This window comes from Spartobacteria bacterium UBA695 (assembly GCA_002298145.1).
Taxonomy (GTDB): Bacteria; Verrucomicrobiota; Verrucomicrobiia; order Chthoniobacterales; family Chthoniobacteraceae; genus UBA695.
Genome location: DBMP01000029.1, coordinates 233106 through 259636 on the forward strand (window position 1 = coordinate 233106; position 26531 = coordinate 259636).

Consider the following 26531-nt stretch of genomic DNA (forward strand, 5'->3'; position numbering starts at 1 on the left):
GCACGGGGACGCCCGGCAAGCAGAAAGAGAAAAGTCCGAGACTCAGAATGGCAAGAACTCCCCGATGTTCCAACATTCCACTCACTAAACCGCCACCATTTTCGGAGCCGACTCTTTTGTAAAAATCGCCCATTGGGCGAGGAAATGCATAATCTGGATGTCCTTTTTCCCGAGAAATTGGACTTGATCCAAATAAATAAGATGATTGTGGGGGCTGGTCCGCTTTTGGTTCAAATGAACCATTTCCAATAATTTTACGGCCCAGTCGAAGTGCGGCACCGGGGTGGTCAAAAACAATTTGCCGCCGGGACGTAAGAGGGCGTGGCAGGCATCGAAACAATTAACGTGCTCCACCACTTCAAATGCAATAATGACGTCAAAGGAATCGGGTTGGAGTTCAAGCTTCTGCCAGTCAAGGATGCTGCCCACGACATCAGCTGGAGGAAAAAGATCGATGTCAGTGTATTTAACACCAGGGATGCTTTCGGCGGCTTCTTTGAACCATCGGCTTGCAGAACCAATCTCAAGAACTCGAGCGCCTTGCGGAATATTTGGCAAAAAATACCGAATCTTTTTCTCTTGGGCGATTCGTTGGATGGGCAATGGTTTTGTCTGGCTCACTTTCACCATAGCCAAGATTATCATCTATTCCCCCTACGCCTCAATACGGGACTGTAGGCGTTGCCGATATTTTCAGTAAGAAAAACGGCAATTCAACGAATTGTGGTTTTCACTTCTTGAAAAGTCAGCGCAACTCGGTTAACGAAACGGCGCGAGTCGTTTCCCTAATACGGCTCAGGGGCTCTTTTCGCGCGTTGATCTATGTTTCGCACTTTAATCGGCAAAATCCATCCCACCGTATTCCTGAAGGCTGCCAAGGCGGCCTCGGGTACCGTTTCCGAAGACGAAAGCCGGCTCGTGGAGTTATGCCGCTGCACTCCGGAGGAAGCCGTTGCCCGCCTGGGAGTCACGGAACACGGCCTTTCGCCCGAAGCGGTGGAGGAAGCGCGCGACCATTATGGCCCGAACCTGCTGAGCCACAAGATCGAGAAAGGCGTCATCGGCGAACTCTTCCAGCGGTGTAAAAACCCGCTCGTCATCCAGTTGCTGGTGATCTGCATCGTCTGCCTTCTGCCGTGGACGTATGACCCCGTATCGGCCTCCATCGTTGGCGGGATGATCTTCCTCTCCGTCGTTCTGGCCTACGTCCAGGAAAAGCGCTCCAGCAAGGCGGTCGAAGAGCTGCAAGCCATGGTCCAGGCCGACTGCACTGTGGTGCGCGAAGGCGTGGAAACCGACATCGCCATCGCCGATATTGTCCCGGGCGACATTGTCATCCTCAATGCCGGGGCCATCATCCCGGCGGATTTGCGGCTTCTCACCGCGAAAGACTTCTTCGTGAGCCAGTCCTCGCTGACTGGCGAATCCATGCCCGTGGAAAAATCCGCCGAAGCCGCGGAAGTCACCGGGCGCGGCCTCATCGAACTCCAGAACGCCTGCTTCCAGGGCAGCAACGTATTGAGCGGCTCGGCGCGCGGCGTCGTCGTCAACACCGGCAGCAAAACGCACTTCGGCGCGATCGCCGAGAAACTCGGCGGGGACCGTGTTCAGACCAGCTTCGACCGGGGCATCGCCGGGTTCACCTGGCTGATGATCCAGTTCATGGTCGTCATGGTCAGCGTGGTCTTCCTGATCATCGGCATCACCAAGCACAACTGGACGGAAGCCCTGCTCTTTGGCCTCTCAGTGGCCGTCGGCCTCACGCCGGAAATGCTCCCCATGATCGTCACGGTGAACCTTTCCAAGGGAGCCATGGCGATGTCGCGCAAGAAGGTGATCGTCAAGCGCCTCAACGCCATCCAGAACTTCGGGGCCATCGACATTCTCTGCACCGACAAGACCGGCACGCTCACGCAAGACCGCGTCATCCTGGAGAAAGCCGTCGACGTGACCAACCGCGACAGCGAGGACGTCCTGCGCTACGCGTACATGAACAGCTACTACCAGACCGGCCTGCGCAACCTGCTGGACCGTTCGGTACTCTCCCACACGGAACTCGACGTCGAGCGCAACTGCCGCAAGGTGGACGAAATCCCCTTCGACTTCCAGCGCAAGCGCATGAGCGTGGTGGTGGACTACGAGGGCGACCACGTCTTGATTTGCAAAGGGGCCGTCGAGGACATCTACAAGAGCTGTACGCACTACCAGGTGGACGACGAAGTCCACCTCATGATCGACCTCATCAAGAACGATCTGCTGGAGGAATACGAAGACCTTAGCCGCGACGGCTACCGCGTCCTGGGCATCGCCTACCGGGAATTTCCGCAAACCAAAACCACCTTCTCCGTCACCGACGAAAGCGACCTCATCCTCCTAGGCTACATCGCCTTCCTCGACCCGCCCAAGGGCTCCGCGGCCACGGCCATCGCCCAGCTTAAGGAAGTCGGCGTCTCCACCAAGATCCTCACCGGCGACAACGCACTCGTCACCCGCAAGATCTGCAAAGACGTGGACCTCGCCGCCGGGGAAATCGTCACCGGCGACCTCCTCATCGGCCTCGACGAGGAAGCGCTCGGCGAACTGGCTGAAAAAACGACCGTCTTCGCCCGCCTCTCCCCTTCGCAGAAAGAATCCATCATCGTGGCGCTGCAAAAGCGCGGCCACGTCATCGGCTACATGGGCGACGGCATCAACGACGCCCCCTCCATGCGCGCCGCCGACGTCGGCATCTCGGTGGATACGGCGGTGGACGTCGCCAAGGAATCGGCCGACATCATCCTGCTGGAAAAAAGCCTCCTCGTCCTCGAAGACGGCATCCTCGAAGGCCGCAAAGTCTTCGGGAACATCATCAAGTACATCCGCATGGGGGCCAGCTCGAACTTTGGCAACATGTTCAGCGTCCTGGGCGGCGCGATCTTCCTGCCCTTCCTGCCAATGGCGCCCATCCAGGTGCTCGTCAACAACCTCCTCTACGACGCCTCGCAGGTTGGCATCCCGGCGGACTCGGTGGACCCCGAGTACCTAAAAACGCCGCGCCAGTGGAACATCGAAAACATCCGCCGTTTCATGATCTGGATCGGGCCGATGAGCTCCATCTTTGACTACGCGACCTTTTTCCTAATGCTCTACTTCTTCAACTGCTGGCTCTTTAGCGACCCGGGCACCTCGCAGGAAATGAAGGACTACTACGAGAAACTCTTCCACACCGGCTGGTTCGTGGAGTCGATCCTCACGCAGACCTTGATCGTGCACATCATCCGGACGAACAAGATCCCGTTCTTCCAGAGCATCGCCAGCCCGGCCCTGCTGCTGACCACCCTGGCCGTCATGGTCGCGGGCGGCTCGCTGCCGTACCTGAGGCTGGGCGAATACCTAGGGCTCGTCCCGCTGCCGGGCATCTACTGGGCGTGGATCGCCGGGTTCCTGATCGCCTACTCCGTGCTCACGCACTTCGTAAAGACCTTATTCCACAAGAAATACGGCATCGACTAACGGGCTAACAGGCTCCAGGCATCAGGCCCCCCTCGTTCACAATCTCCAGATTGGGAACGTCTTCTATCCGCGAATCTCTGATTCGTTCAGTACGGTTATGGAATCAGAGATTCCCAGACACCGACGTTACGAATCTGGAGATTCGTAACGAGAGCGAGAAGATCATCCGTCAAATCAAACGGCAACGGCCCTAAGAGCACCCATACCGCTTGCAAGCCTCGGCGATAATCGCATCGGCGGCCTGCGTATGGGTCTTGTAGGTGGTATCCACCGTGAAATCAGCCGTCGCGTCGTAGAGCGGCGCACGCGAGGCCAGGAGCTGCGTCACCGTCTCGCGCGGATTCTCCGTATGCAGGAGCGGCCGCGCCCGATTGCGCGAAACCCGCTCGTAAATCACCTCTTCGGAGGCCGAAAGGAGCACCACAAACCCGAGTTCGTGCAGCAGCGGCACATTCCGGGGCTGCGTCACAATCCCCCCGCCCGTCGCGATCACCGCACGGCTGGCCCGCCGATCGCGGAGGAACTCCAGCGTGCGCGACTCGTAATCCCGGAACGCCCCCTCCCCCTTTTGCGCGAAAATCTCCGTGATCTGCATCCCCGCCGCCTCCACCACCAGCGCATCGGTATCCAGCAGTTGGAAACCGAGCTTCGTAGCCAGGATCCGGCCAATCGACGACTTACCGCTGCCCATGAAACCGATCAGGACAATATTGACGGCGGGCGCGGGAGGCAGAGCAGGGTTATTGGGTAAATCACTCATTCAGAAGGGGGCGAAGCGTAGGTCCTCGCCCCCCCCTCGTCAATTCCGCTTCAAAAAGAGCCCCACAGAGAGTAGGGTCACCGTTCCTTTGAATACGCTCCTACTTCCAACCGACACCCCCGAGCAGCTCGCACACGCCGTGGCCGAGGCCTCGCGCTGCCTCGCCGCGGGGGACCCGGTCGGCCTGCCCACGGAAACCGTCTACGGGCTCGCCGCCGACGGCCTCTGCCCCGAGGCAGTCCTCAAAATCTACGAAGCCAAGGAACGCCCCTTTTTCGACCCGATGATCCTGCACCTGCCGGACCTCGCCTGGCGGGATCGCCTCACCGCCCCGCCCGCCTCCGACTGCCCGCTCATCGACGCCCTGACCGCCCGCTTCTGGCCCGGCCCGCTGACGATCGTGCTGCCCCGGCGCGAAATCGTCCCCGACATCGCCGCCAGCGGCCTGCCCACCGTGGCCCTGCGGATGCCCTCCCACCCGGTCTTCCAGGCCATCACGCGCGCCTTTGGCAGGCCGCTTGCCGCCCCAAGCGCCAACCGCTTTGGCCGCATCAGCCCCACCGCCGCCGCCCATGTGGTAAGCGAGCTTTCGGGCCGCATCCCGCTCGTCGTTGACGGCGGCCCCACCACCCACGGCGTGGAATCCACCATCATCGCCGTGGCCGGGGGGAAAATCGAGATCCTGCGCAACGGCCCCGTCACCCGGGAGGAACTCGCCGCTTTTGCCGAAGTCACCGCCGCCGGAGCCGTCTCCAAGCCCGTCGCCCCGGGGCAATTGAAAAGCCACTACGCCCCGCGCACCCCCCTGCGCCTCAGCGAACACCCCGAGCCCGTCGCGGGCAAACGCTGCGGCCTCATGGCGTGGAAGGCGGCGCTTCCCGGATTTGAGAAAGTCGAGCTGCTGGCCCCCGAGCGGGGCGACCTGCGCGAAGCCGCCTCACACCTTTTCGCCGCCATGCGCCGCCTGGACGAAGCGGGCCTGGACCTGATCCTAGCCGAGCCGCTGCCCGAAACCGGCCTCGGCGCGGCCATCATGGACCGCCTGCGCAAAGCCGCGCACAACAACAGCTAAAAGGAAATGCCGCCCGAATTTCCTCAAAAAGCTCCATTCCTCTCGCCTCGGGCCCAAACTCTATTTGGGCGCCCGCAACTCCATTGCAGCTCTCCCATCTTTCGCGCCTTTTCGCGGCAAAAAATTTGCCACCCCGCCGCTTTGCGTGAACTCTTCCCCTTCCGCCGATGACACCCGATTCCCCGACCGCCTCCTCTAAATCCCAAAACCAGCTCAGCCGCAAGGCCGCGGGCGTCGTCGGGCTCGCCGTGGCGTGCAGCCGCGTCCTCGGGCTCGTGCGCGAGCTGGTTTTCGCCAAACTCTTCGGCGCCGGGTACCTGATGGACGTCTTCGTCACGTCGTTCCGTATTCCCAATCTCCTGCGCGATCTCTTCGCCGAAGGGGCCCTTTCCACCGCCTTCATCACCGTATTCTCAAAAAAAATCGCCACCGAGGGCGACCACTCCGCCTGGGCGCTGGCCAACAAAATCGCCACCCTCACGGCCATCTTCATGAGCTTGGTGACGCTTCTGGGCATTCTCTTTGCGCCGCAACTCGTCAACCTCATCGCCGGAGGCTACAAGCCGGAAAAGACGGCAGCCATCCTCCAGCTCACGCAGATCATGTTCCCCTTCATCCTGCTCGTCTCCCTGGCGGCGCTGGTCATGGGGATGCTCAACGCCAAAAACATCTTCGGGATGCCCGCCATGGCATCGAGCTTCTTTAACCTCGGCTCGATCATCGGCGGCGTGACCATCGGCTGGTGGCTCGACCCCCACTTCGGCCCCCGGGCCCTGGTCGGCCTCGCCATCGGCACCTTGATCGGCGGCCTCTTGCAGCTCATCGTCCAGTTCCCCTCCCTACGCCACGTCGGCTTCCGCTTCCGGCCCGACTTCTCCTGGCGCGACGACGGGGTGCGGCAAATTCTAACGCTGATGGGCCCCGCCGTCATCGCCGCCAGCGCGGTCCAGGTCAACGTAATGGTCAACACCAAGTTCGCCTCCTACATTGCGGGCGACGGCCCCGTGAGCTGGCTCAACGCCTCCTTTCGCCTCATGCAGCTCCCTCTGGGGATCTTCGGCGTGGCCGTCGGCACCGTCACCCTGCCCGTCATCTCCCGCTTCGCCGCCACCCGCGACCTGGGCGGCGTCCGCTCCACCCTCGGGCACGGCCTGCGGCTGGCCTTTTTCCTGACAATCCCCTGTGCCATCGGCCTCGTTTTCTTCGCCGAGCCGATCATCTCTCTGATATTTGAGAGAGGCCGCTTCCATTACAGCGACACCCTCCAAACCGCCGAGGCGCTGCGCTACTACGCCCTGGGCCTTGTCGCCTACTCGGGTATCAAGGTCATCGCCCCCTGCTTCTACGCCCTGGATAAAAAGAATATGCCCATGCTGGTCAGCTTTTTCTCGATTTTGACCAATTACGTCTTCAACCAGTTCTTCACCTTCAGCCTCCACCTCGGTCACCGGGGCCTGGCCCTCTCCACGAGCCTCGTCGCCATCCTCAACTTTGCCATCCTCTACGTCCTCATGGCCCGCCACATCGAGGGCCTGGAGACCAAGGCCCTCCTGCGCAGCTTCGCCAAGCTCGCGGCAGCCAGCGCCCCCCTCGCACTCGTCTGCATGGCTGCCCAGCACTGGGTTTTCCCCAACCTCGGGGCCATGGCCTTTCTCCCCAAGCTCATCGGGGTGGGGCTGACGATCGCCGTCGGCGCTGCCGTGTTCGGCGCCGGGGTTGCCCTCCTGAAGGTGGAAGAAATCGCCGACGTCATGGAAATGCTCCGAAGGAAGCTCGGCAAGTTTCGCCACCCTGGCACGGAGGCTGCTCGATAAGGTTCACCCCATTGGAAGACCGAAATCGGGAAAGGACTTTACCCAGAACTCTCTTTTGACTAAAACATCACGAATTCACCCCATGAGCGCCCGCCGTCTCCATATCCTGTTTGGGTTTTGCCTTGTGGCGCTCACCGCGCCGCTGGGGCATTCTCAATCCGCCAACGGCGACTTTAATAAGTACGCCCAGAAACTCCGGGAAAACGCCCTCCTAAAGATGGAGCCGACCGTCCAGGTCCAGACCTCCACCTCCTCGCAGCAGGCCCAGGTCCAGCCCATGGGAACCAGCACCATCAGCCGCGTCGGCTCGTTCTTCGGCCTCGGCAGCCGCTACCCCTGGAAGCTCAACATCGTCACCACCGTTTTCTGGATCGGCGAAGGCACCACCGCCCGCAACCCCACGCCCAACCGCTCCAGCTCCTGGGACCCCAACTGGATGGGCAAATACGGCGGCGTCGACACCCCCGAGCGCCGCGACGGCTTCCTGCCCGTCGGCTTCATCCCCGGCCAGAACCCCTTCTACTGCGCGCTGCCCTATAACGACGTCACCCGCGGCACCACCAAACCGGAAGCCTCATTCGTCATCCCCTGGTTCCGCCAGGAGTTTCAGCGGCCCGGCCAGTCCGTCTGCAAAGGCCGCTGGCTGGCCATCCGCCACGGCAACCGCGTCGCCTACGCCCAGTGGGAAGATTGCGGCCCCTTCCGCACCGACCATTGGCAGTACGTCTTCGGCAAAGAACTGCCCAAGCCGAACATCAACAATGGCGCGGGCCTCGACATCTCGCCCGCCGTGCGCGATTACCTCGGCATCAACGGCATCACCGACGTGTGCGACTGGAAGTTCGTCGACTTCTCGGAAGTCCCCAACGGCCCCTGGGCCCGCTTCGGCGACAACAACACCTTCGTCATGAACGCGCGGCGCACCACCGAGCGCGTGGCCAGCGGGAAGCAGTAGAGCAGAACCCCCGATGGCTTTCGCACCCGATGCCGCATTTGACTTCCTCCGCCGGGCCCATGAAACGGGCAGGCTCGCCCACGCGTACCTGATCACCGGAGACCCCGGCAGCGGCAAACGGGCCCTGGCCCTGCGCTTGGCGGGCCTCGTCACCGGCGCGAACAGCGATCCCCTCAAGCACGCCGACGTCCACGCGATCGAGCCCGAGTCCAAATCGCGCCTCATCCGCGTCGAGCAAACGCGGGACCTGGAAAAAGAGCTGCAAATGCGCGCCTCCCAGAGCGGGCGCAAAGTCGCCATCATCTTCGACGCCGACCGGATGAACGCCGCGGCCTCCAACTCATTCCTCAAAACCCTGGAGGAACCCCCCGCCAACTCGCTCCTCATCCTGGTCAGCGCGCACCCCGAGATGCTGCTGGAAACCATCCTCTCGCGCTGCATCCTCGTCTCGCTGACCGCCCCGGCCCGCAAAGACCTCCCCGAGACCCAGCGCCGCCTCCTGGATGCCGTCAACCGCTTCCTCACCCGTGGCGGCAAGCCAGGCGAAAGCGAAATCGCCAGCATCTTCGCCCTCGTGCGCGAATTCACCCTGCTCCTAGCCCAGGCCAAAAGCGCCATCGCCGACGAAGGCGCCGCCGAGCTCAAGCACGAAGAAGGCCTTTACAAACAGACCACCGACGGGAAATGGCTCGGCGAACGCGAGGAATACTACAAAGCGCTGGCCGAATCCCGCTACCTGCAAGCCCGCACCCTTTTCATCGAAACCCTGCTCCAGTGGTGGGGCGACATCCTACGCCAGCAGCACCACGCCACCGAAGGCAACGCCCTCGACTTCCCCACCCACGCGGCGCAAACCGAAACGCTCGCAGCGAAATTCAGCACCCCCGACGTGCTCCGGCGCATCGCCGCCCTGGAAGGCCTGCGCGAAAACTTCGGCCGCAACGTCCAGGAACAACTCGCCGTCGAAGTCGCCTTCCTGGAAGCCTTCCGCGCCGCGTAGCCACAGAATTCATTTACTCATGGCGGAGTCCTTCACCATCATGTCTGCAATCGATGGTACATCGCTCACCTTTTCCAGAGTAAACGGAGAATTTTTTTCGGTTTTACTCAAAGGTCCGGATTTCGAGGGACAGATCACCGCGTCCTCATTTATCAGTGGTCCTCCATCCTTGCTCTTCGAACAGATGGGAGAAGAATGGAGAGGCTGGCCGGGCGAAAAAAGTTGGATTGCTCTCGAAGAGGAACTGAAATTGACAGCCGCTTCCGATGCAACCGGACATGTCTGCCTCAGGGTTACCTTACAAAAGTTTGGCACCCACGCAGACTGGAAATTGCAGGCCACACTTCAACTGGAAGCAGGAAGCCTCGAAAGGCTGGCCGGTAGCACTCGGCAGCTATTCTCCCCGTCAAAAATTTAGCTCCTCCCCTCGTTACGAATCTCCAGGTTCGTAACGCAAGTATCTGGGAATCTCTGATTCCATCCCCAGCGTGGACGCATGCCCGCCGCGTGGAGAAAAGCCGATCCCCAAAAAACCATCGGAGACCGCTTGGCCTCCGATCCGTGAAAATCAAGAGGCGCGCCAGCAGATTAACCCCTTCTGCCGACGCGCCTACCCCTGATTTCAAAAGCTGGTGAGATATTAGCGGTTTTTTAAACTAATGAAAATCCGCACTCTTGCGTAGAGGAATCCCTTTTTTGAACGTTTTTAAGGCGTTTTTAGCGCCCGACCCGCTTCAAATCAGGATTCCAACCCGCATGCCGATGGAAATACTCATCCTATAAGCAGCGACCGAAAGCAACAGGAAAACCGATTATTTTTAATATCCCGATTTTTTTGGGAACCCCGATCAAACCAAGCTTCGCGGCCGATCTTGCCGCCACCACCGGAAACCGCCCCTGTCCCGAAACTCCTGGCGTGAACCGCATCACAGGCATCGAAACCGAGTACGGCTGCCTCGTCGCCGACGAAACGCCCCAAAACGCCTCCGACTCGTGGCCCGTAAGGCTGAAAAACCATCTCTTTAAAAAGGAGCACATCGGGGCCGTCGACCTCCACTACCGCGACTACGAGGAACCGCCCGGCAACGGCGGCTTCTTGCGCAACGGAGGCCGCCTCTACGTCGACATGGGCCACCTAGAGTACGCCTCGCCCGAATGCCTCGACCTCAAAGACCTCTGCGCCTACGACGTCGCCGGAGACACCCTCGTCCAGGGGGCCGTCAGCGGCCTGCGCGCCGAAAGTCGCGTCTCCATGATCAAAAACAACGTCGATCACCAGACCGGCGCCACCTTCGGCTGCCACGAGAACTACCTCGTGCGGCGCGAAATGCAGTTCACCCCCGCCGCCCTGGGCACCCTCCTCTCATTCCTGGCCACCCGGCAGATCTACACCGGCGCGGGCCGCGTCGGGCAGACCAACCCGCTTTCCTTCGAATACGAGCCCAAGCCAGGCGGCCCCGTCGATTTCCAGCTCTCCCAGCGGGCCGACCACATCGTCAACGACATCTACCAGTGGGTGCAGTTTAACCGCGCCATCATCAACGCGCGGGACGAGCCCCTGGCCGACCACCACCGCTTCCGCCGCCTCCACCTGCTCGTAGGCGACTCAAACATGAGCCCCTTTGCCACCGGCCTGAAAGTCGGCCTCACCTCGCTCATCCTGACCCTCATGGAGCAGGAGTGCCTGCCCCGGCACGTCGTCCTGCACGACGCCGTGGTCGCCACGCGGGAAATCTCGCACATCGGCACCGGCCGGGGGGCGGTCAAGCTAGCCGACGGCCGCACACGCGACGCCCTCGACATCCAGGCCGAATTCCTGGCCCACGCCCAGCGCTACTTCACCGGGCGCGACGAAGAGACCGACTGGCTCCTGGAGAGCTGGCAATTTGTCCTCGAATGCCTGGAAAACGACCAGGAACGGCTCGTTGGCGGCGTCGACTGGATCTCCAAGCGCTGGCTCCTCGATCTATTCCGGACCAGCGAACACCTCGCCTGGGACGACCCCTGGCTGCAAAGCCTGGACCTCGAATACCACAACATCGACCCCGAGCGCGGCCTCTTCTTTGGCCTGAAAGCCGAACCGCGCATCGCCGAGTGGAACCGCCAGGCGCTCCGGCCCGCGACCCTCAACATCCCGCCGCGCAACACCCGAGCCCATGGCCGGGGCCTGGCGGTCGGCTGGTTTCTGGAGCACCCGAAAGTCAACTACCTCATCAACTGGGACTCCATGAGCATCAATGGCGAGCCGCCACTCCCGCTCCCCGACCCCTTCGAATCCAGCGAAGCCGAGGTAAAGAAGTTCCTGGATATCTAGGAGCGCATTTATCTAATATTATTCACTGTGTCGTATTTTTGACGCCGTTTGTTTTTTTTCATTGCCGGGATTGGGGAAATTGCCATTCTTTCATGGAATTTCCGGCTCCTTTCCTCAATGAAACTACCACCCTGGCTTTTCTTTCTCCTCCTCGGAAGCGTACTCCTGCTGCCGAATATCTGGTCGAGATGCGACCGTTACGGTAATGTCATGTTTGGTGCTCCCAGATTAACGGGAGGAGATGAGCCCTATTACATGCTGCTCATCAGCAGCCTCCTTGAAGACGGCAGCCTCAACATGCGCAAGAGCTACGACGAGGCGCTGGCAGGAGGCAACCAGGCGGGCAAAAATTTTGCGGGCAGACCCATTGGCCACCATTCCTGTTGGTTCGAAGGATCAAAACGCAGCGGCTGGTGGGCCTACTACGGGCAGGGAGAAAAACCACGCTGGGGGATAACACAAGACCATCGAATCATGCCGATCCCTTTAGTTCCTGGAGTGGAACCGGCCCCTAGCCAACCTGATTACTCAATTCATCCATCCGGATCGGTTCTGGCCATTCTGCCTATACTCTTTGTAGCAAAACCCGTCTTAGCTTGGCTAAACCGACCGGACCTCATCGAATCGGTCGCAATCCTCTGCTCAAGCGGAGAAATTATTTGGGCCTCCTTTTTCTTTTGGCAACTCATTCGCCGGTATGTAAAAACCCCCGAATCTGCCTATATCGTCACGGCTATTGTCTTCCTGGGCACACCGGCATGGGTCTATGGCCGAAGCCTTTTCTCGGAACCGCTGCTCATTCTCTGCGTTATGGGTGCCTATTCGCTTGTGCTCCGGCACAAACATTTGCTGCTGGCCGGGCTTTTCCTCGGCATCGGCATTCTGACGAAACCGCCCTTTTTACTCTTGGCGCTGCCGCTTTTAGCCCTCCAGTTGAAAAATCGGAATTTTCCCGGATTGGTAAAATTGTCCGTACCCATCGGCGCAAGCTGCCTGACCGTCTTGTGGCTCAACCAGTTCATGTTCGGGCACCCATTTCACACTGCCCAGGCGTGGATATCAGGCAACATTTTTAATGGATTTGCCGCCCTGTTGCTTTCCCCCAACCACGGCATCCTTCCAGTGATTCCGGTTGCCTTGGTAGCCTTCGCCGCATGGCCTGCTTTCTGGCGTAACCACCAGGAGGACTCCACCGTGATTTTCTCAGGCTTCAGCGTTTATTTCCTATTAATGACCCTCTGGTTCGGCTGGAACGGCGGCTATTGCTATGGCACCCGTCTCCTGCTTCCCGTCATCCCCTTACTCCTCGTGCCCCTGGCCCATGTGCTAGAAAACTCGACTGCAATCTGGCAAAAAACGATTTTCTGGACCCTTGCCGTCCTCTCCGTGGTCATCAATGGATACGCGGCATTCCCTTACTGGTGCTGCTGGAACCAAAACCCCTTGTTCATGGCGCTTTCTCTGATTTTCCCCGGCGTAGACAAACTGGAATTTCCCACCCAATCTTATTGTTTTTGAGCGCCCCGGAAATCTCAAGCCGAGTTGAACAGTCCCTGGAATTTGTGCTAAACTTCTCCCTCGACGCAGGAGGCGGTTTTCCTGCATCCTAAGGACCCTTTAGCACAATGTTCAGCCAGCTAGCCGACAAACTCCAGGACGTCTTCAAAGACTTGCGGGGCCACGGAGCGATTTCCGAATCGAACGTGACCGATGCAATGCGCACCGTGCGCATGGCCCTCCTGGAAGCCGACGTCCACTACCAAGTGGCCAAGGACTTCATCGCCCGCGTCAAAGAAAAGGCGCTCGGCGAGGAAGTCCTGCGCAGCGTCACGCCCGGCCAGCAGATCGTCAAAATCTTCCACGACGAGCTGACCACCCTCCTCGGAGGCGACGCCGCCCCGCTCAACACCGCAGCCCCCGGCCGCATCCTCCTAGTTGGCCTCAACGGCGCAGGCAAAACCACCTCCGCAGCCAAGCTCGCCCGCTGGCTCAAAGGCCAGGGCCGCACCCCGCTCCTTTACGCGCTCGACCTCTACCGCCCCGCCGCCATCGAACAGCTGGCCACCCTCGGCGACCAGATCGACGTCCCCGTCTTCCGCCCAGAGCCGGGCGAGACCGACGTCCTACGCGCCGCCAAGGCCGGTCTGGAATGGGCCGCCCAGTACCCCGCCGCCAACATCCACCTTTTTGACACCGCAGGCCGCCAGGAAATCGACGAACCCCTCGTCCAGGAGCTCAAGCGCCTGCGGGACTACCTCGCCCCCCAGGAGATCCTCCTCGTCGCCGACGCCGCCACCGGCCAGCAAGCCGTCAGCGTCGCCACCCACTTTCACGAAGCCCTTGGGCTGTCCGGCCTCATCCTCACCAAGCTCGACGGCGACGCCCGAGGCGGCGCAGCCCTCTCCATGAGGCAAGTCACCCAGCGGCCCATCAAATTCGCGGGCGTGGGGGAAAAAATCGACCAATTCGAGCCCTTCGTCCCCGACCGCCTCGCCGGGCGCATCCTCGGCATGGGCGACATCGTCGGCCTGGTCGAAAAAGCCGCCCAAGCCATTAACGAAGAGGACGCGCGCCGCATGGAGGAAAAACTCCGCACCGCCTCCTTCGACCTCAACGACTTCCTGGATCAGTTCAAAATGATCCGCAAACTCGGGCCCCTAGAGAATCTGCTTGGCATGTTGCCCGGCATGAGTAACATGAAAGGCTTTTCCGTAGATGAGAAGCAAATGCGGCGGGTGGAAGCCATCGTCCTATCGATGACCAAACAAGAGCGCGACAAACCGGACATCCTCAATGCCCGGCGGCGTCAGCGCATCGCCCGCGGCAGTGGCACCTCAGTTACGGAAGTAAACGACCTTATCCTGCGTTTTAATCAGATGCGAAAAATGATGAAAAACATGGGGAAGTTCAAAAAAATGATGGCTCGCTCCGGCGGGCCGCGCATCCCCGGGATGCGTTAGGGGCTCTCAAAGGCCCCGGCCCGAACAAACACCAACAACAGCGAACCAACCCTAAACATTTATGGCAGTATCCATCCGACTCCGGCGCGAAGGCGCACTCAACAGCCCGTATTACCGCATCGTCGTGGCCGATTCCCGTGGCCCGCGCGACGGCAAGTTCATCGAGCACATCGGCAACTACGATCCGAAGAAAGCCGCCAACAACGTCAAGATCGACCTTTCCCGCGTTGATTACTGGGTTGGCGTCGGCGCTCAGCCCACCGAGACCGTCCGCTCGCTGATCAAGAACGCCCGCAAAGCCGTCGTCGCCGCCTAAGGCGCCGAAAAAGGCCAAGCACCCAAGCGAACCTTTAAGACCGAAGGGGTCCATTCCCCTTTCGGTCTTGTTTCGTTTTGCCAGAAGCCCCGTTTTGGGCTTATCCTAGGGCTCACCAAAAAAAATGGAAGAATTCCTGCGCTACCTCATTATCAACCTAGTGGGGACACCCGAGGGGCTGGAGCTCACCGAGCACCGCTCCGGCAACAAGACCGTCTTCCGGCTCCGCCTGCCCCGGCAGGAAATCGGCAAAATGGTCGGCAAACAAGGCCGCACCATCGAGGCCATCCGCAACCTGCTTTCCACCACCGCCGCCCGGCACGGCCAGAAAGCCAGCTTTCAGATCCTCGAAGTATAGGGCCGGGCCCTCTATCTCATTTTTACAGTTACTTCGGGCTTAATCAGGAACTCAGGAAAAGGATCTCTGTATTTTCCTGACTTCCGGAGTTCCTGATTTGTTTTATCCAAGAGCCTGATCCGTTCGCTCACGCACGTGGGAAAAACTCGCATGGACACCCCGGGGCATTCTTGTGCACAATGGGCGAACCATGCAGAACCGGATTGACCAGACCTTCGAACGCCTTCGCACCAGCCACCAGAGCGCGTTTATCGCCTACATCGGCGCGGGCGATCCCACCCTCGCCGCCACGGCCACCCTCGCCCTAGCCCTGGAAAAAGCGGGCGTGGACATCCTGGAGCTGGGCGTCCCGTTTTCCGACCCCGTCGCCGACGGCATCGTCAACCAGCTCGCCGCCCAGCGCGGCCTGGCCAGCGGCACCACGCTGCAAGGCGTGCTCGACACCGTTCGCACCATCCGCACCCAGTCCCAGCTCCCCATCGTCCTCTACACCTACATGAACCCGGTTTACCGCTTCGGGTTCCGCGAATTCCTCGCCGCTGCCGAAGACGCGGGCGTCGACGGCGTGCTGCTCCTGGATCTGCCGCCAGACGAAGACTTCGGCGAATTCAACGTAGCAAGCAACGTCCGGCGCATCCGCCTCATCGCCCCGACCACGCCGCCAGAGCGCGTCATCGAGCTAGCCCGGCGTGCGGAAGGTTTCGTCTACTACGTCTCGCGTGAAGGCGTCACCGGCGAGCGGAGCACCATCGCCAGCACCCTGGAGGCAGGCGTCGCCTCCATCCGCGCCGCAACCCAACTGCCCGTGGTCGTCGGCTTCGGCATCTCGACCCCGGACCAGGCCCGCGAAGTCGCCGGGAAAGCCGATGGCGTCGTCGTGGGTAGCGCGATCGTAAAGCACATCGCCGAGTTTGGCGGCCAACCGGACCTCGCCGAGCGCGTCGCCGAGTTCGTCCGCCCGCTCGCCGCGGCAACGAAGCATTAATTCACCTTCCGGCGGACAATATCCCAGGAGCCAAACCGAATCGCGCCGCCTTCTTCCAGGCAAAGCACGACCTCCTCGGGATAACCGACAAAGCATTCCACGGGCCGCACCCATTGGGAGGGCCCCTGGAGAAGCACCGCGATCGACGCACCGCCCGGAAGCTTGCGGGGAAGCTCCAGCGGGCAGAAACGGACCGTGCCGCCGACCTCCACCGAGGGCGCGAACCTACCGTTTACAGTAATCCCCGCAATCACCGCCTCACCGCCAATATTGGTGATACAGAGCTCCGAAAAGATACCGTAATCGTTATGATGCACGGCAAAGGGCTTCCCGTTGGTCGGGAGAGAATCGCTGTCTTTCATCCTTGATGTCATGGCTTGGGCCGAAACAAGGTGCGGCCCGAGCCGCGTGCATCACGGGCCGTAGGAAGCCCCCCAAACAACACGACCGGGCCGCACCGATTTTTCGGTGTTGCCACGATGTGTTTGGGGGGTCGAATTTCCTACGTTCGTGATGCCAAACACCCTGCTTTCGCAGTTAAAATTTAGGATTTGAAGGTCTCAGAGGGGCAAAACGGGGTCAATCTTTTTTCCTCAATGGGATGATTTGATCACCCTGAAAGGGAGAAAAAAAGATGGTCTGCGCTACGGCTCCTCGTTCGCCATCCGCTGATTCAGAACGAGAGGTACCTTGGGCGGCTTTGCGTGAGAAGCTACTTGATTTCCCGGCCCACGACATACGAGGTATGGCTTCGCCGATCCTCCACGCGGCACCCGGGATCAAGCTTTACGCCGTACAGATCCCCCGGCATGTCGATCAACGAAAAGTTGTTTGCACTAAACTCCAGCTTTATCACCTTTTTACCCCCTTCAATGGTGGCAACCCGCGTCCCTTTAGCGGGGAACCAGATTCCACCGGCCTCTTGGAAACTATCAACCGTGATTTCTTCAGAAAGTATTTGGCCTTTGGTAATGATCTTCTTTAAAGCTCCCCCTTTTTGCATCTCCAACCAAACTTGTGTCTCCCAATCGGAGGACGCAGACGGAGCCATCGAAATTTTGAGCACATCGTTCTCCTCTTCAATCCGAAGATACGGCGCAGGAAATAGTAAGAGGTGCTTTGAATACTGCTTCACTGCCTGTGCAACAGTAAGATGGTAATAAACTGGAGCGTGGGTTAAGAAAAAAATCTCCCCAGTCTCCCATCCCGTAGGTTCCCAGTCGTTAGGGCATTTTTCGGTAATAATGGCCGTTGGATACCTAATCATTTCATTGATAGCGCCACAATCAGTGATTGCAGATATCCAGTATTTACCGTTATAGGCAACGGTTTTGTTTTCCTGATAATAGGGAGCTTTGCCGTCTATCCAAGCTGTCGTGGAGGGAGCATAGGTTACTTTAATTAGTGAGTTAGGCTCTCCATTCACACACATCCTTCCGCTTTCCCATGCGGTTACCGCAAAATGATCTTGCCCCGCTGTTTTTCTGGTTTCAACGGTGGAGAAATCGAAACAAAGGTTTTTGAAGGTGTTCTTCTCTAGTACAGACGTCACCTTGGAGATCGTAGAAGGGGGCGGCGCTCCTGCCGAAGCATTACTGTGATTGCCTCCCAAACCACAAAACAGGAGCAAAACACAAGCCAAGTCCTTTAACATATTATTTAAAGAATATATTATACGACAAAGGGGTCAACGCTTTCTCCCCCTGCCTTTGCCCCGTGGGCGGCTTTGCGTGAGAAGCCCCCGCTCCGCGCTACCCTTCCGCCGCGATGCGGATCGCCTCCAACTCCTCCCAACGGGCGTAGAGCGCTTCCAGCCGTTTGCGGGCCGCTTCCAGCTCCTCGTTGAGCTCCACCGCCTGGGAGCCAAATTTCTGGTGAAACTCCGAGTCGGCAAACATCCCCTCGATCTCCTCAATACGTCCTTCCACACCCAGGATGGTCTCCTCCATCCCTTCCAGCTCCTTGCCCTCCTTGTAGGTGAGCTTGCGGGGCTTGTCGGCTCCCGCGCGGCGCGGCCTCGCCTTGGCTTCCGCCGGGCCGGGATCGGGCCCGACCTGTCGCAGCATCCGCTGGCGTTTTTCCCAGTAGTAATCGTAGTTGCCAACACTGTAATTCACCTGCCCCTCGCCCTCGAAGGCCAGGATGCCGGTGCAAACGCGGTTTAAAAAATAGCGGTCGTGGCTGACCACGAGCACCACTCCCTCGAATGCGATAAGCGCCTCCTCCAGGATGCGTAGCGTGGCCAGGTCGAGGTCGTTCGTCGGCTCGTCAAGGATCAGGAAATTGCCACCGTTCTTGAGGATGCGCGCGAGCAAGAGCCGGCTCCGCTCCCCGCCGCTCAGGAAGCGCACCTTGGTCATGATCCGGTCATCGGTGAAGAGGAAGCGCTTCAAAAAACCGCGCACGGGCACGCGCACTTCGCCATAGGTCACGTACTCGCTCTCGTCGCTGACGGCTTGGAGCACGGTGTCGTCGTCGTTGAGGAGCAGCCGGGCCTGGTCGACGTAATTAAACCGTGTGAGCTGCCCCACGCGCACCTCGCCCGTCTCCGGCGCGAGCTGGCCCAGGATGATTTTTAAGAGCGTCGTCTTACCCAGGCCGTTGCGTCCGGTAATCCCGATGCGCTGCCCGCCCTGGAACTGAAAGTCGATCCCGGAAAATAGCCGCCGCCCGCCCATGGACATCCCCACCTGGGTCAGCTCGACGACACGGTTGCCCAGCTGCGGCGCGGGCGGGATGACCAAGTCCACGTCGCGATCCAGCTCAGGAGCTTCCTGCGCGGCGGCGTCGAAATAGGCGTCGATGCGGGCTCTCGACTTGGTGCGGCGGGCCTCCGGCGTGCGGCGCACCCACTCCAGCTCGCGCGCAAGGAACATCTGGCGCTTGTGCTCGACCAGCTCAGCAGCCGCCATCCGCTCGGCCCGGGTGACGAGGTAATCGGTGTAGTTCCCCTCGTAGGACTCAAAAACACCCCCGCGCAGTTCCACGATCTGGTTGCAAACGCTGTCGAGGAAATACCGGTCGTGCGTGACGACAAGGAACGCCCCGCGGTAGCCTTTGAGGAACTCGGCGAGCCATTCGATCGACTCGGCATCGAGATGGTTGGTCGGCTCGTCCAGGATCAGCAGATCGGGCCGCGAGACGACGGCTCGGCAGAGGGCCACACGCCGTTTTTCGCCGCCAGAGAGATTGGGAATTCGGGCATCGGCGGGCGGGCAGCTCAGCTTGGAAATGGCCGTGGCGACGCGGTTGTCGAGCGTCCAGCCGTCGAGCACGTTGATGCGCTCCTCCAGCTCGTGATGCCGCCCGGAATCGCCCGGGAGCGCCTCAAATTCCGCAATGAGATCGAGCACATGGCGCGCCCCGTCGCGGATGTTCTCCTCCACGGTTTTCTCCGGGTCGAGGGCGAACTCCTGCGGCAGATAGCCGACGACCATGCCGCGGCGGCGGGCCACATTGCCGCTATCGGGCTCCAGGGTCTCGGCGAGGATGCGCAGGAAGGTCGATTTGCCCGAACCGTTGCGGCCTACCAAGCCGAGGCGGTCGCCTTCGTGGATCGAGAGCGAGGCATGATCGAGGACGACCTGGTCGTTATACTGAACGCAAAGGTCTTGGGCGGTGATGAGACTGGCGGAACCGGGCTGAGCCATGGGAACGGGAGAAGTAGCGTCTTAGGGCGGCGCGGTCAAGCGGTCGTTAAGAGGCGGTTCTCCAACTTGAAGACGCGGGCGGCGGCGGTATCGGCCCAGTCGAAGTGCGTGGTGGTGATGATTTGCTGTGCGCCGGAGGGGAGGTGGGCCAGGAGCGCGTTGCGGCGGTTCAGGTCGAGTTCGCCGAAAATATCATCCAGGAGGAGCAGGGGGAGAGCTTCGTGGCGGGCTTCGATGAGCCGGGCCTGAGCGAGCCGCAGCGCCAGGGCGAGCGTGCGCTGCTGGCCCTCGCTGGCGAGCGCGGAGGGGAGGCCGCCCAGTTCGAGCGCCAGTTCGTCGCGGTGCGGGCCCACCCGGGTCTGCCGCAGCCGCCAATCCTCGTCGCGGCTGGCTTCCAGGTTGACGGCAAAGTTGTCCCCCACCCCGGGCACGTAGCGCAGCGCCAGCGCCTCACCCGCCGCGCCGCCGATGGCCAACTGGGCGGCGGCGGCGTGGGGCGAAAGTTCTTCCACCAGCCGGGCGCGCGCCTCGGTAAGGGCCGTTCCGGCGGTAATGAGCGGAGCGTCGAAGGCCGCGATCTGCCGCCAGGCCGCCCCCGGTTGCTTAAGGAGCCGGTTGCGGGAGCGCAGGGCCGTTTCGTAATCGCGCAGGTGGCGGCGGTAGGAGGCGTCGAGCTGAACGGCCACGAAATCGAGGTAGCGCCGCCGCTCCTCCGCTCCGCCCTGGACGAGCGCCATGTCGGCATTGGAAAACCAGACCACGCGGCCGATTTTCAGGTAATCGGCGGCGGAACGCTGCTCCACGGAGTCGAGCGCCAGCTTTTTACGGCGCGAGGAGTAGTAAAATTGCAGGTGATTGCCCGCATAGAACCCGTCCAGCACCAGCCCGACGGACCCGATCCGCACCAGCGGCCCCAGGGTGCTGGTCCGGGGCGACTGGAGCCGCAGGAGCACGCACGCGGCTTCAAGCAGCGAGGTTTTTCCCTGGGCATTAGGGCCCACGATGACGTTGACTCCCGGGGCGAACTCGGTTTCGAGCGCCTGGAAGCAGCGAAAATCGCGAAGTTTGAGGGCGGAGAGCACGGGGCGATTCTACGGCGCGGGCCACGGTGGCGGGAAGCCAGAATCCGCACAACCGCAAGCCTTAGCCCAGGCCAATCGCAAACGGGTCATCGTTATTCCGCTTATCTCGAACGGGAACGAACTTCTCCACCCGCTTTTTCCCCTCCTCGATTTGTTCCGGGGTGAGCCGCAGCAGCAGGGTTTGGAGGTTGACCCCCGTGGCTCGCTTCAACCCGGGGTCGTCGGCATGCTGGATGGCCAGCGTGTACCACTTGTAAGCCTCGACGTAATCGCGCTCGCAGCCCGTGGCGGAGTCCAACGAGTGGCCATAAAATGCCTCGGCGTTGGCAAACCCCTGGAGGGCGGAAAAGCGCAGCCAGCGCACCCCTTCGGTCGGATCGGCCTCCAGCCCGCAATCTCCCTGCACACACCAAATTCCATACTGGAACTGCGCCACGGGGTCCCCGTTTTCAGCCGCTTTGCGCATCCACTCTGCCGCCTCGGCCTTCCCTTTGGTATCAAAGGAGGCTTCGTTCAGGAAGAGCGCATATTGCCGCTGCGCGGCTGGGAACCCTCGCTGAGCCGACCTCCGGCACCATTCCATGGCAAGGTCGGGATTTTTTTCCACGACATCCCCCCGGTTATAAGCGGTCGAGAGGAAATACTGCGCCAGGGCATCCCCGGCTTCCGCTGCCTTGCGGAGGTAGACCATGCCCCGGGGCATGTCGCGCGGGACCTCGATCCCCTTCCAATAGGTCTCCCCCAGGCATAGCTCCGCCCGGTGACTGCCGCCATCCGCCGCCTTGGCGATCCACTCCAACCCCTTGTTGACGTCCTTGGGCACTCCCATTCCAAAAAAACAGAGGACCCCGAACGAAAACTGCGCCTCGGCATAGCCGGAATCGGCCGCCTTGCGGAACCAATAGGCGGCCAGGGAGAGATCTTTTTCCACTTCCATGCCTTCAAAGTAAGCGCCCGCCAAACAATGCTGTCCAAAGGCATCCCCATGCTCGGCGGCCACCCGGAACCAGCGAAGGGCTTCCCGGGTATCCCTCAAGAGGCCATCGCCGCGAAAGCAACGCATCCCGAGATTCGTCTGCGCACAGGCCACCCCGGCGGCAGCCGCCTTGCGCGTCCATTCCACCGCCTTGACTGTGTCCCGAGGCACCCCTCCGACTGGGGCGGTGTAATATTCGGCAACCCATTGCATTGCCAAGGGAACGCCATGGTTGCCCGCCCGCTCCAGCCACTTGATCCTCTCGGTCTCGTCCTTTTCCACGCCGAAGCCTGTTTCATAAGCGCGCGCCATGTTCATCTCCGCTAAGGCAAAATCTTGTCCGGCCGCTTTGCGGAACCACTCCAGCGCCTCCTTTTCAACGCCGCGCTCGGCCAGGGTCCTCCCCAGGTTATTCTGGGCTCTCGCCCCGCCCATCGCCGCGGCGCGTCGCAAGAGCCGCTCCCCGTTCTCCACATCGCGGGGCACCACTTTGCCTTCGATGGTCCAACATCCCAGCACCCCAATGGCCTCGCCATTGCCCGCTTCGGCCGCCTGCTTCAGGTAGCGAACGGCCAGCTCCGGGTTCGTCTGTTTGCCATCGTAATAATACTGGGCCGCCTGGAGTTGCGCCTCGGCATCGCCCTTGGCCGCCCGGGCAAGCACTCGCTCCAGCCCGTCAGAACGCGAATCCCCGGCAACGGGAAGGGGTGAAACGGGGCTACTGGGACCGGCTCCTGAGGACGGGGATGATGACGGGGACGCGGACGGCACCAACGGCTCGCCAAACGCTCCGGCCCAGGGCCAGGCGCAAATGAGAACTACCAATAGCTTCCAGCAACGCATGGCGGCGGATTAAAGCAACGACGACGAATTCTTTCCAGCTTTTCCCGCCGGAGGGGGGCAGCCCATATGCTCCCTGCCTCACTAACTCACACCCACCGCGAAGGGGTCGTCCACTCCTTTCTTTTCTTCAATGGGCCTAAACGTCTCGGCTCGCCGCCGACCGTCCTCGATCTGCTCCGGCGTCAACCGGGGGAGCAGCCCGCGCAGGTTGACCTCCGCCCGCTGCTTTGATTCGGGGTCCGCGTCTTGCTTGATCGCCAACGTGTACCATTTGCAGGCTTCCACCAAGTCGCGCTCAACGCCCTCTCCGGTATCCAGCGCGTAGCCATAGGCATTTTCGCCCCGCGAACACCCTTGAAGCGCGGAGAAACGCATCCAATCCGCCGCCTCTTTCTTGTTGATCTCGACCCCGTGATCGCCCCGCATCCGCCAAATTCCCCACTGGGCCTGCGCCAACGGTTCGCCCCGTTCGGCAGCCTTGAGCATCCACTCCACCGCCTCCGCTATTTTTTGAGGGTCCGTGAAATATTTGAGCAAATTCATCGCGTGCTGCGACTGGGCCCGCAAACATCCATTCTCGGCGGATTTGGCACACCAGTTGAAGGCCGCCGTTTCGTCCTTCTCCACACCAGCCCCTTCAAAGTACGCGGCCGCTAAAAAATACTGCGACACCGCTTCCCCGGCCTCCGCCGCCTTGCGGATGTACCCAACCGCCCGGATGGGATCGCGTGGCACCTCTTTGCCGAGCCAGAAAATCTCCCCCAGGCAGGCTTCGGCCCGGTGGTTGCCCAGATCCGCCGCCTTGCGGAGCCATTCAATGCTCGCGGCCACGTCCTTTTTCACCCCCACGCCATTGAGATACATGATCCCCAGGATCACCTGCGCATGGGTATGACCTCGCTCGGCGGCCTTGGCATACCAGAGGGCCGCCTGGGCCAGGTCTTTGTCCACACCCAAGCCCTCCTGGTAGGCCCGGGCCAGGTAATCCTGGGCGATGGCATCTCCCTTCTCCGCTGATTCGCGAAAATACTTCACCGCCAACTCCTTGTCCGTCAGCACGCCCTCGCCCATCCAGTAGCGGACCCCCAGGTTGGTCTGAGCGGGCAAGGCCCCTCCCGCTGTAGCCTTGCGCGTCCAGGCCACGGCCAGCTCCATGTTTTTGGGGACCGCGCCATGGCCAGCGGTGTAGTAATCGGCCAGCGTCTGCATGGCCTGAACTTTGCCGTGCTTCGCCGCCCGCTCCAGCCACTTCACTTCCTCAAGCTCGTCTTTTTCCACCCCATTCCCGAAGCGATAAACAACAGCGAGATTCAACTCAGCATCAGGCACCCCTTTTTCCGCCGCTTTGCGAAACCATTCGACCGCCTCCCGGGGATTACGGATAAGCAAAAAGCAGCCCAGGCTGTTCTGGGCGATCGGCATCCCGGCCTCCGCTGCCTCGCGCAGCAAGGGTTCACCTTTTTCAAGGTCGCGCGGAATGAGCTTCCCCTCCACAAGCCATGTTCCCAGTGCCCCCTTGGCATCCGCGTTTCCCCCGGCGATGGCCCGCTCCATGTAGCGGACGGCCAAGCTTGAATTTTGCGGGACCTGCTTGCCCTCCCAGTAATACAGCCCCGCCATAAATTGCGCCTGGGCATCGCCGTTGTCTGCGCGCGTGAGAACCTTTTCGACTTCCATGGAGCGCGGCGCGGCGGGCCGGGGTGCGGCGTCATCCCCGGGAATGGAAATCGGGACACACGAACCGGTGCTCAGGGGCGTGGACGCGGGCGGCACCAACGGTTCGCCAAACGCTCCGGCCAAGGGCCAGGCGCAGACGAGGGTTCCGAGGAGCTTCCAGCAACGCATAGCGGCGGATTAAAACAACCGCCGCAGCGTTTTTCCAGCTATTCCCGCCGGTAAACTTCCGCCCCCTGGGCCAGAAATTCGCGCGACTTTTCCTCCATGCCCACGTTGAGTGCGCTATCCGGGTCGAGCCCCTGCTTCGCCGCGTACTGGCGCACGTCGTCGGTGATCTTCATGGAACAGAAATGCGGGCCGCACATGGAGCAGAAGTGGGCGGTTTTCGCGCCGTCCTGCGGCAGGGTTTCGTCGTGGAAGGCAACGGCGGTTTCCGGGTCGAGCCCGAGGGCGAATTGGTCCTCCCAGCGGAATTCGAACCGGGCTTTGGAAAGGGCGTTGTCGCGGTACTGCGCGCCGGGGTGGCCCTTGGCCAAGTCGGCGGCGTGGGCGGCAATTTTGTAGGTGATGACGCCGTCTTTGACGTCCTTTTTGTTCGGCAGGCCGAGGTGCTCCTTGGGCGTGACGTAACAGAGCATCGCCGTGCCGTACCAGCCGATCATCGCGGCCCCGATGGCGCTGGTGATGTGGTCGTAGCCGGGCGCAATGTCCGTGACCAGCGGCCCGAGGGTGTAGAAGGGGGCTTCGTGGCACCATTCGAGCTGGGCCATCATGTTCTCGTGGATCATGTGCATGGGAACGTGGCCCGGGCCTTCGTTGATGACCTGCACGCCTTTTTTCCAGGCGCGTTCGGTCAGTTCGCCCTGCGTTTGCAGTTCGCCGAACTGCGCGGCGTCGTTGGCGTCGGCCACGGAGCCGGGGCGCAGGCCGTCGCCGATGGAGAAGGCGACGTCGTAGGCGGCCAGGATATCGCAAATGTCATCCCAGTGGGTGTAGAGGAAGTTCTCCTGGTGATGGGCCAGGCACCACTTGGCCAGGATGCTGCCGCCCCGACTGACGATGCCGGTGGTACGCCGCGCGGTAAGCGGGATAAATTGCAGCAATACGCCTGCGTGGATGGTGAAGTAATCGACGCCCTGCTCGCATTGCTCGATCAAGGTGTCGCGGAAGATCTCCCAGGTGAGGTCCTCGGCGCGGCCGTTGACTTTTTCCAGCGCCTGGTAGATCGGCACGGTGCCGATGGGCACGGCCGAGTTGCGCAAGATCCACTCGCGCGTGGCGTGGATGTTTTTGCCGGTGGAGAGGTCCATGACGGTATCCGCGCCCCACTTGGTGGCCCAGCGCATTTTTTCGACTTCCTCCTCGATGCTGGAGGCGACGGCGGAGTTGCCGATGTTGGCGTTGATTTTCACCAGGAAGTTGCGCCCGATGATCATCGGCTCGACCTCCGGGTGGTTGATGTTCGCCGGGATGATGGCGCGGCCCCGGGCCACTTCGTCGCGAACGAACTCAGGCGTGATGACCCGGGGGATCGCCTGCGGGAACCCGGCGAAGACTTTCGGGGCGTCGGTGCGGCCGTCGGTTCCGGCGTGCTGGTAAAAGGGGTTGTTGCGCGGGATTTTCTCAGAAATTTTATCCCGCAACGCTTCCAAACCTTGGTTCTCGCGAATGGCGATGTATTCCATCTCCGGGGTGATGATCCCCTGCTGGGCATACCACATTTGCGTGACCGGGTGCCCGGCCTTACCCCGCAGCGGCTTGCGGCGCTGGCCGGGGAATTCGGTGAGCCGGTTCTTCTCGGCCTGGCTGGCGTATTCGGCATGTTTATCGGAAAGGTAGCCGTTATCGCTCGGGGCGACGGCGCGGCCTTCGTACTCCTCCACATCGCCACGGGCGCGAATCCACGCCTCGCGCAGCCGGGGCAGGCCCGCCTCCACGTTGCCGCAAAAATCGGGGTCCCCCCAGGGGCCGGAGCAGTCGTAAACGCGCACGGAGGCGTTGGCCTCCTGCGAGCCGTCGAGCTTTTGGGTGGGGTGGAGGGTGATTTCGCGCATCGGGACGCGCACTTCGGGGAAAAGGGTGCCCGCAACGTAAACGCGACGGCTCTGTGCCATGGGGTCGCTGCTGTGGGGCGAGGATTGGGATTCGGTCATAACAAAAAAAACCACGTCGGCGAGGCGACATGGCTGAGCGTGCTTAACTTTGCTCCCTTCGGCGGCATGATCCGCATCAGGTTCAAAGGGTCTGCCGCGGGGCGCCTATTTGGGGTCGGCGCCC

At 61.1% G+C, this 26531-nt stretch carries 21 protein-coding genes; 12 read left to right on the top strand and 9 right to left on the bottom strand.

What is annotated here, in order from left to right; all coding sequences use genetic code 11:
* Positions 1-84: 84 nt before the first annotated feature.
* Positions 85-621: a class I SAM-dependent methyltransferase gene (locus tag B2828_RS17380; protein ID WP_479635041.1), complete on the bottom strand. Its 537-nt coding sequence runs from the start codon at positions 619-621 to the stop codon at positions 85-87.
* Positions 622-822: 201 nt separating this feature from the next.
* Here B2828_RS17380 and mgtA point away from each other — a divergent pair, with 201 nt between their 5' ends.
* Entirely contained in the window at positions 823-3492 is a 2670-nt protein-coding gene (gene mgtA / locus B2828_RS17385; protein ID WP_479635042.1) for a magnesium-translocating P-type ATPase, read from the top strand.
* A 190-nt stretch (positions 3493-3682) separates the two neighbouring features.
* Here the strand turns inward: mgtA and B2828_RS17390 are convergent, their stop codons facing one another.
* Entirely contained in the window at positions 3683-4252 is a 570-nt protein-coding gene (locus tag B2828_RS17390) for a shikimate kinase (RefSeq protein ID WP_479635043.1), read from the bottom strand.
* Between the two features lie 88 nt (positions 4253-4340).
* Here B2828_RS17390 and B2828_RS17395 point away from each other — a divergent pair, with 88 nt between their 5' ends.
* The 11 genes from B2828_RS17395 to trpA all read left to right on the top strand — a co-directional run bounded on the left by B2828_RS17395 (position 4341) and on the right by trpA (position 16026).
* Positions 4341-5324, top strand: coding sequence for an L-threonylcarbamoyladenylate synthase (locus B2828_RS17395; RefSeq protein WP_479635044.1), 984 nt, complete (start codon positions 4341-4343; stop codon positions 5322-5324).
* Between the two features lie 167 nt (positions 5325-5491).
* Positions 5492-7138, top strand: a complete 1647-nt coding sequence (gene murJ / locus B2828_RS17400) for a murein biosynthesis integral membrane protein MurJ (RefSeq protein WP_479635045.1) — start codon at positions 5492-5494, stop codon at positions 7136-7138.
* Positions 7139-7220: 82 nt separating this feature from the next.
* Positions 7221-8093 carry a hypothetical protein gene (locus B2828_RS17405; RefSeq protein ID WP_479635046.1) on the top strand — a complete coding sequence of 291 codons (873 nt, stop codon included), beginning with the start codon at positions 7221-7223 and terminating at the stop codon, positions 8091-8093.
* Positions 8094-8106: 13 nt separating this feature from the next.
* Complete coding sequence (locus B2828_RS17410) at positions 8107-9093, top strand: DNA polymerase III subunit (RefSeq protein ID WP_479635047.1); 987 nt, start codon at positions 8107-8109, stop codon at positions 9091-9093.
* Positions 9094-9133: 40 nt separating this feature from the next.
* Positions 9134-9511: a DUF6228 family protein gene (locus tag B2828_RS17415; RefSeq protein WP_479635048.1), complete on the top strand. Its 378-nt coding sequence runs from the start codon at positions 9134-9136 to the stop codon at positions 9509-9511.
* 498 nt (positions 9512-10009) lie between these two features.
* Positions 10010-11407 carry a proteasome accessory factor PafA2 family protein gene (locus tag B2828_RS17420; protein WP_479635049.1) on the top strand — a complete coding sequence of 466 codons (1398 nt, stop codon included), beginning with the start codon at positions 10010-10012 and terminating at the stop codon, positions 11405-11407.
* A 255-nt stretch (positions 11408-11662) separates the two neighbouring features.
* A complete protein-coding gene (locus B2828_RS17425; protein ID WP_479635050.1) occupies positions 11663-12925 on the top strand; it encodes a hypothetical protein in 1263 nt (420 codons plus the stop codon).
* A 107-nt stretch (positions 12926-13032) separates the two neighbouring features.
* A complete protein-coding gene (ffh, locus tag B2828_RS17430; RefSeq protein ID WP_479635051.1) occupies positions 13033-14367 on the top strand; it encodes a signal recognition particle protein in 1335 nt (444 codons plus the stop codon).
* Positions 14368-14428: 61 nt separating this feature from the next.
* Positions 14429-14683, top strand: coding sequence for a 30S ribosomal protein S16 (rpsP, locus tag B2828_RS17435; protein WP_479635052.1), 255 nt, complete (start codon positions 14429-14431; stop codon positions 14681-14683).
* Between the two features lie 124 nt (positions 14684-14807).
* Positions 14808-15041, top strand: coding sequence for a KH domain-containing protein (locus tag B2828_RS17440; protein ID WP_479635053.1), 234 nt, complete (start codon positions 14808-14810; stop codon positions 15039-15041).
* Between the two features lie 190 nt (positions 15042-15231).
* Positions 15232-16026, top strand: a complete 795-nt coding sequence (trpA, locus tag B2828_RS17445; protein ID WP_479635054.1) for a tryptophan synthase subunit alpha — start codon at positions 15232-15234, stop codon at positions 16024-16026.
* Here trpA and B2828_RS17450 read toward each other — a convergent pair.
* From B2828_RS17450 to thiC, 7 genes are all read right to left on the bottom strand, one after another.
* Positions 16023-16388: a hypothetical protein gene (locus B2828_RS17450; protein ID WP_479635055.1), complete on the bottom strand. Its 366-nt coding sequence runs from the start codon at positions 16386-16388 to the stop codon at positions 16023-16025. The genes trpA and B2828_RS17450 overlap by 4 nt on opposite strands.
* Before the next feature lie 350 nt (positions 16389-16738).
* Positions 16739-17680: a hypothetical protein gene (locus B2828_RS17455; RefSeq protein WP_479635056.1), complete on the bottom strand. Its 942-nt coding sequence runs from the start codon at positions 17678-17680 to the stop codon at positions 16739-16741.
* Between the two features lie 97 nt (positions 17681-17777).
* Positions 17778-19676, bottom strand: a complete 1899-nt coding sequence (locus B2828_RS17460; protein WP_479635057.1) for an ABC-F family ATP-binding cassette domain-containing protein — start codon at positions 19674-19676, stop codon at positions 17778-17780.
* A 35-nt stretch (positions 19677-19711) separates the two neighbouring features.
* Positions 19712-20758 carry a DNA replication/repair protein RecF gene (gene recF, locus B2828_RS17465; protein ID WP_479635058.1) on the bottom strand — a complete coding sequence of 349 codons (1047 nt, stop codon included), beginning with the start codon at positions 20756-20758 and terminating at the stop codon, positions 19712-19714.
* Between the two features lie 61 nt (positions 20759-20819).
* On the bottom strand, positions 20820-22577 hold the full coding sequence (locus B2828_RS17470) for a tetratricopeptide repeat protein (protein WP_479635059.1): 1758 nt from the start codon (positions 22575-22577) through the stop codon (positions 20820-20822).
* 81 nt (positions 22578-22658) lie between these two features.
* A complete protein-coding gene (locus B2828_RS17475) occupies positions 22659-24422 on the bottom strand; it encodes an SEL1-like repeat protein (protein ID WP_479635060.1) in 1764 nt (587 codons plus the stop codon).
* Positions 24423-24460: 38 nt separating this feature from the next.
* Positions 24461-26407, bottom strand: coding sequence for a phosphomethylpyrimidine synthase ThiC (gene thiC, locus B2828_RS17480; protein ID WP_479635061.1), 1947 nt, complete (start codon positions 26405-26407; stop codon positions 24461-24463).
* Between the last annotated feature and the right edge of the window lie 124 nt (positions 26408-26531).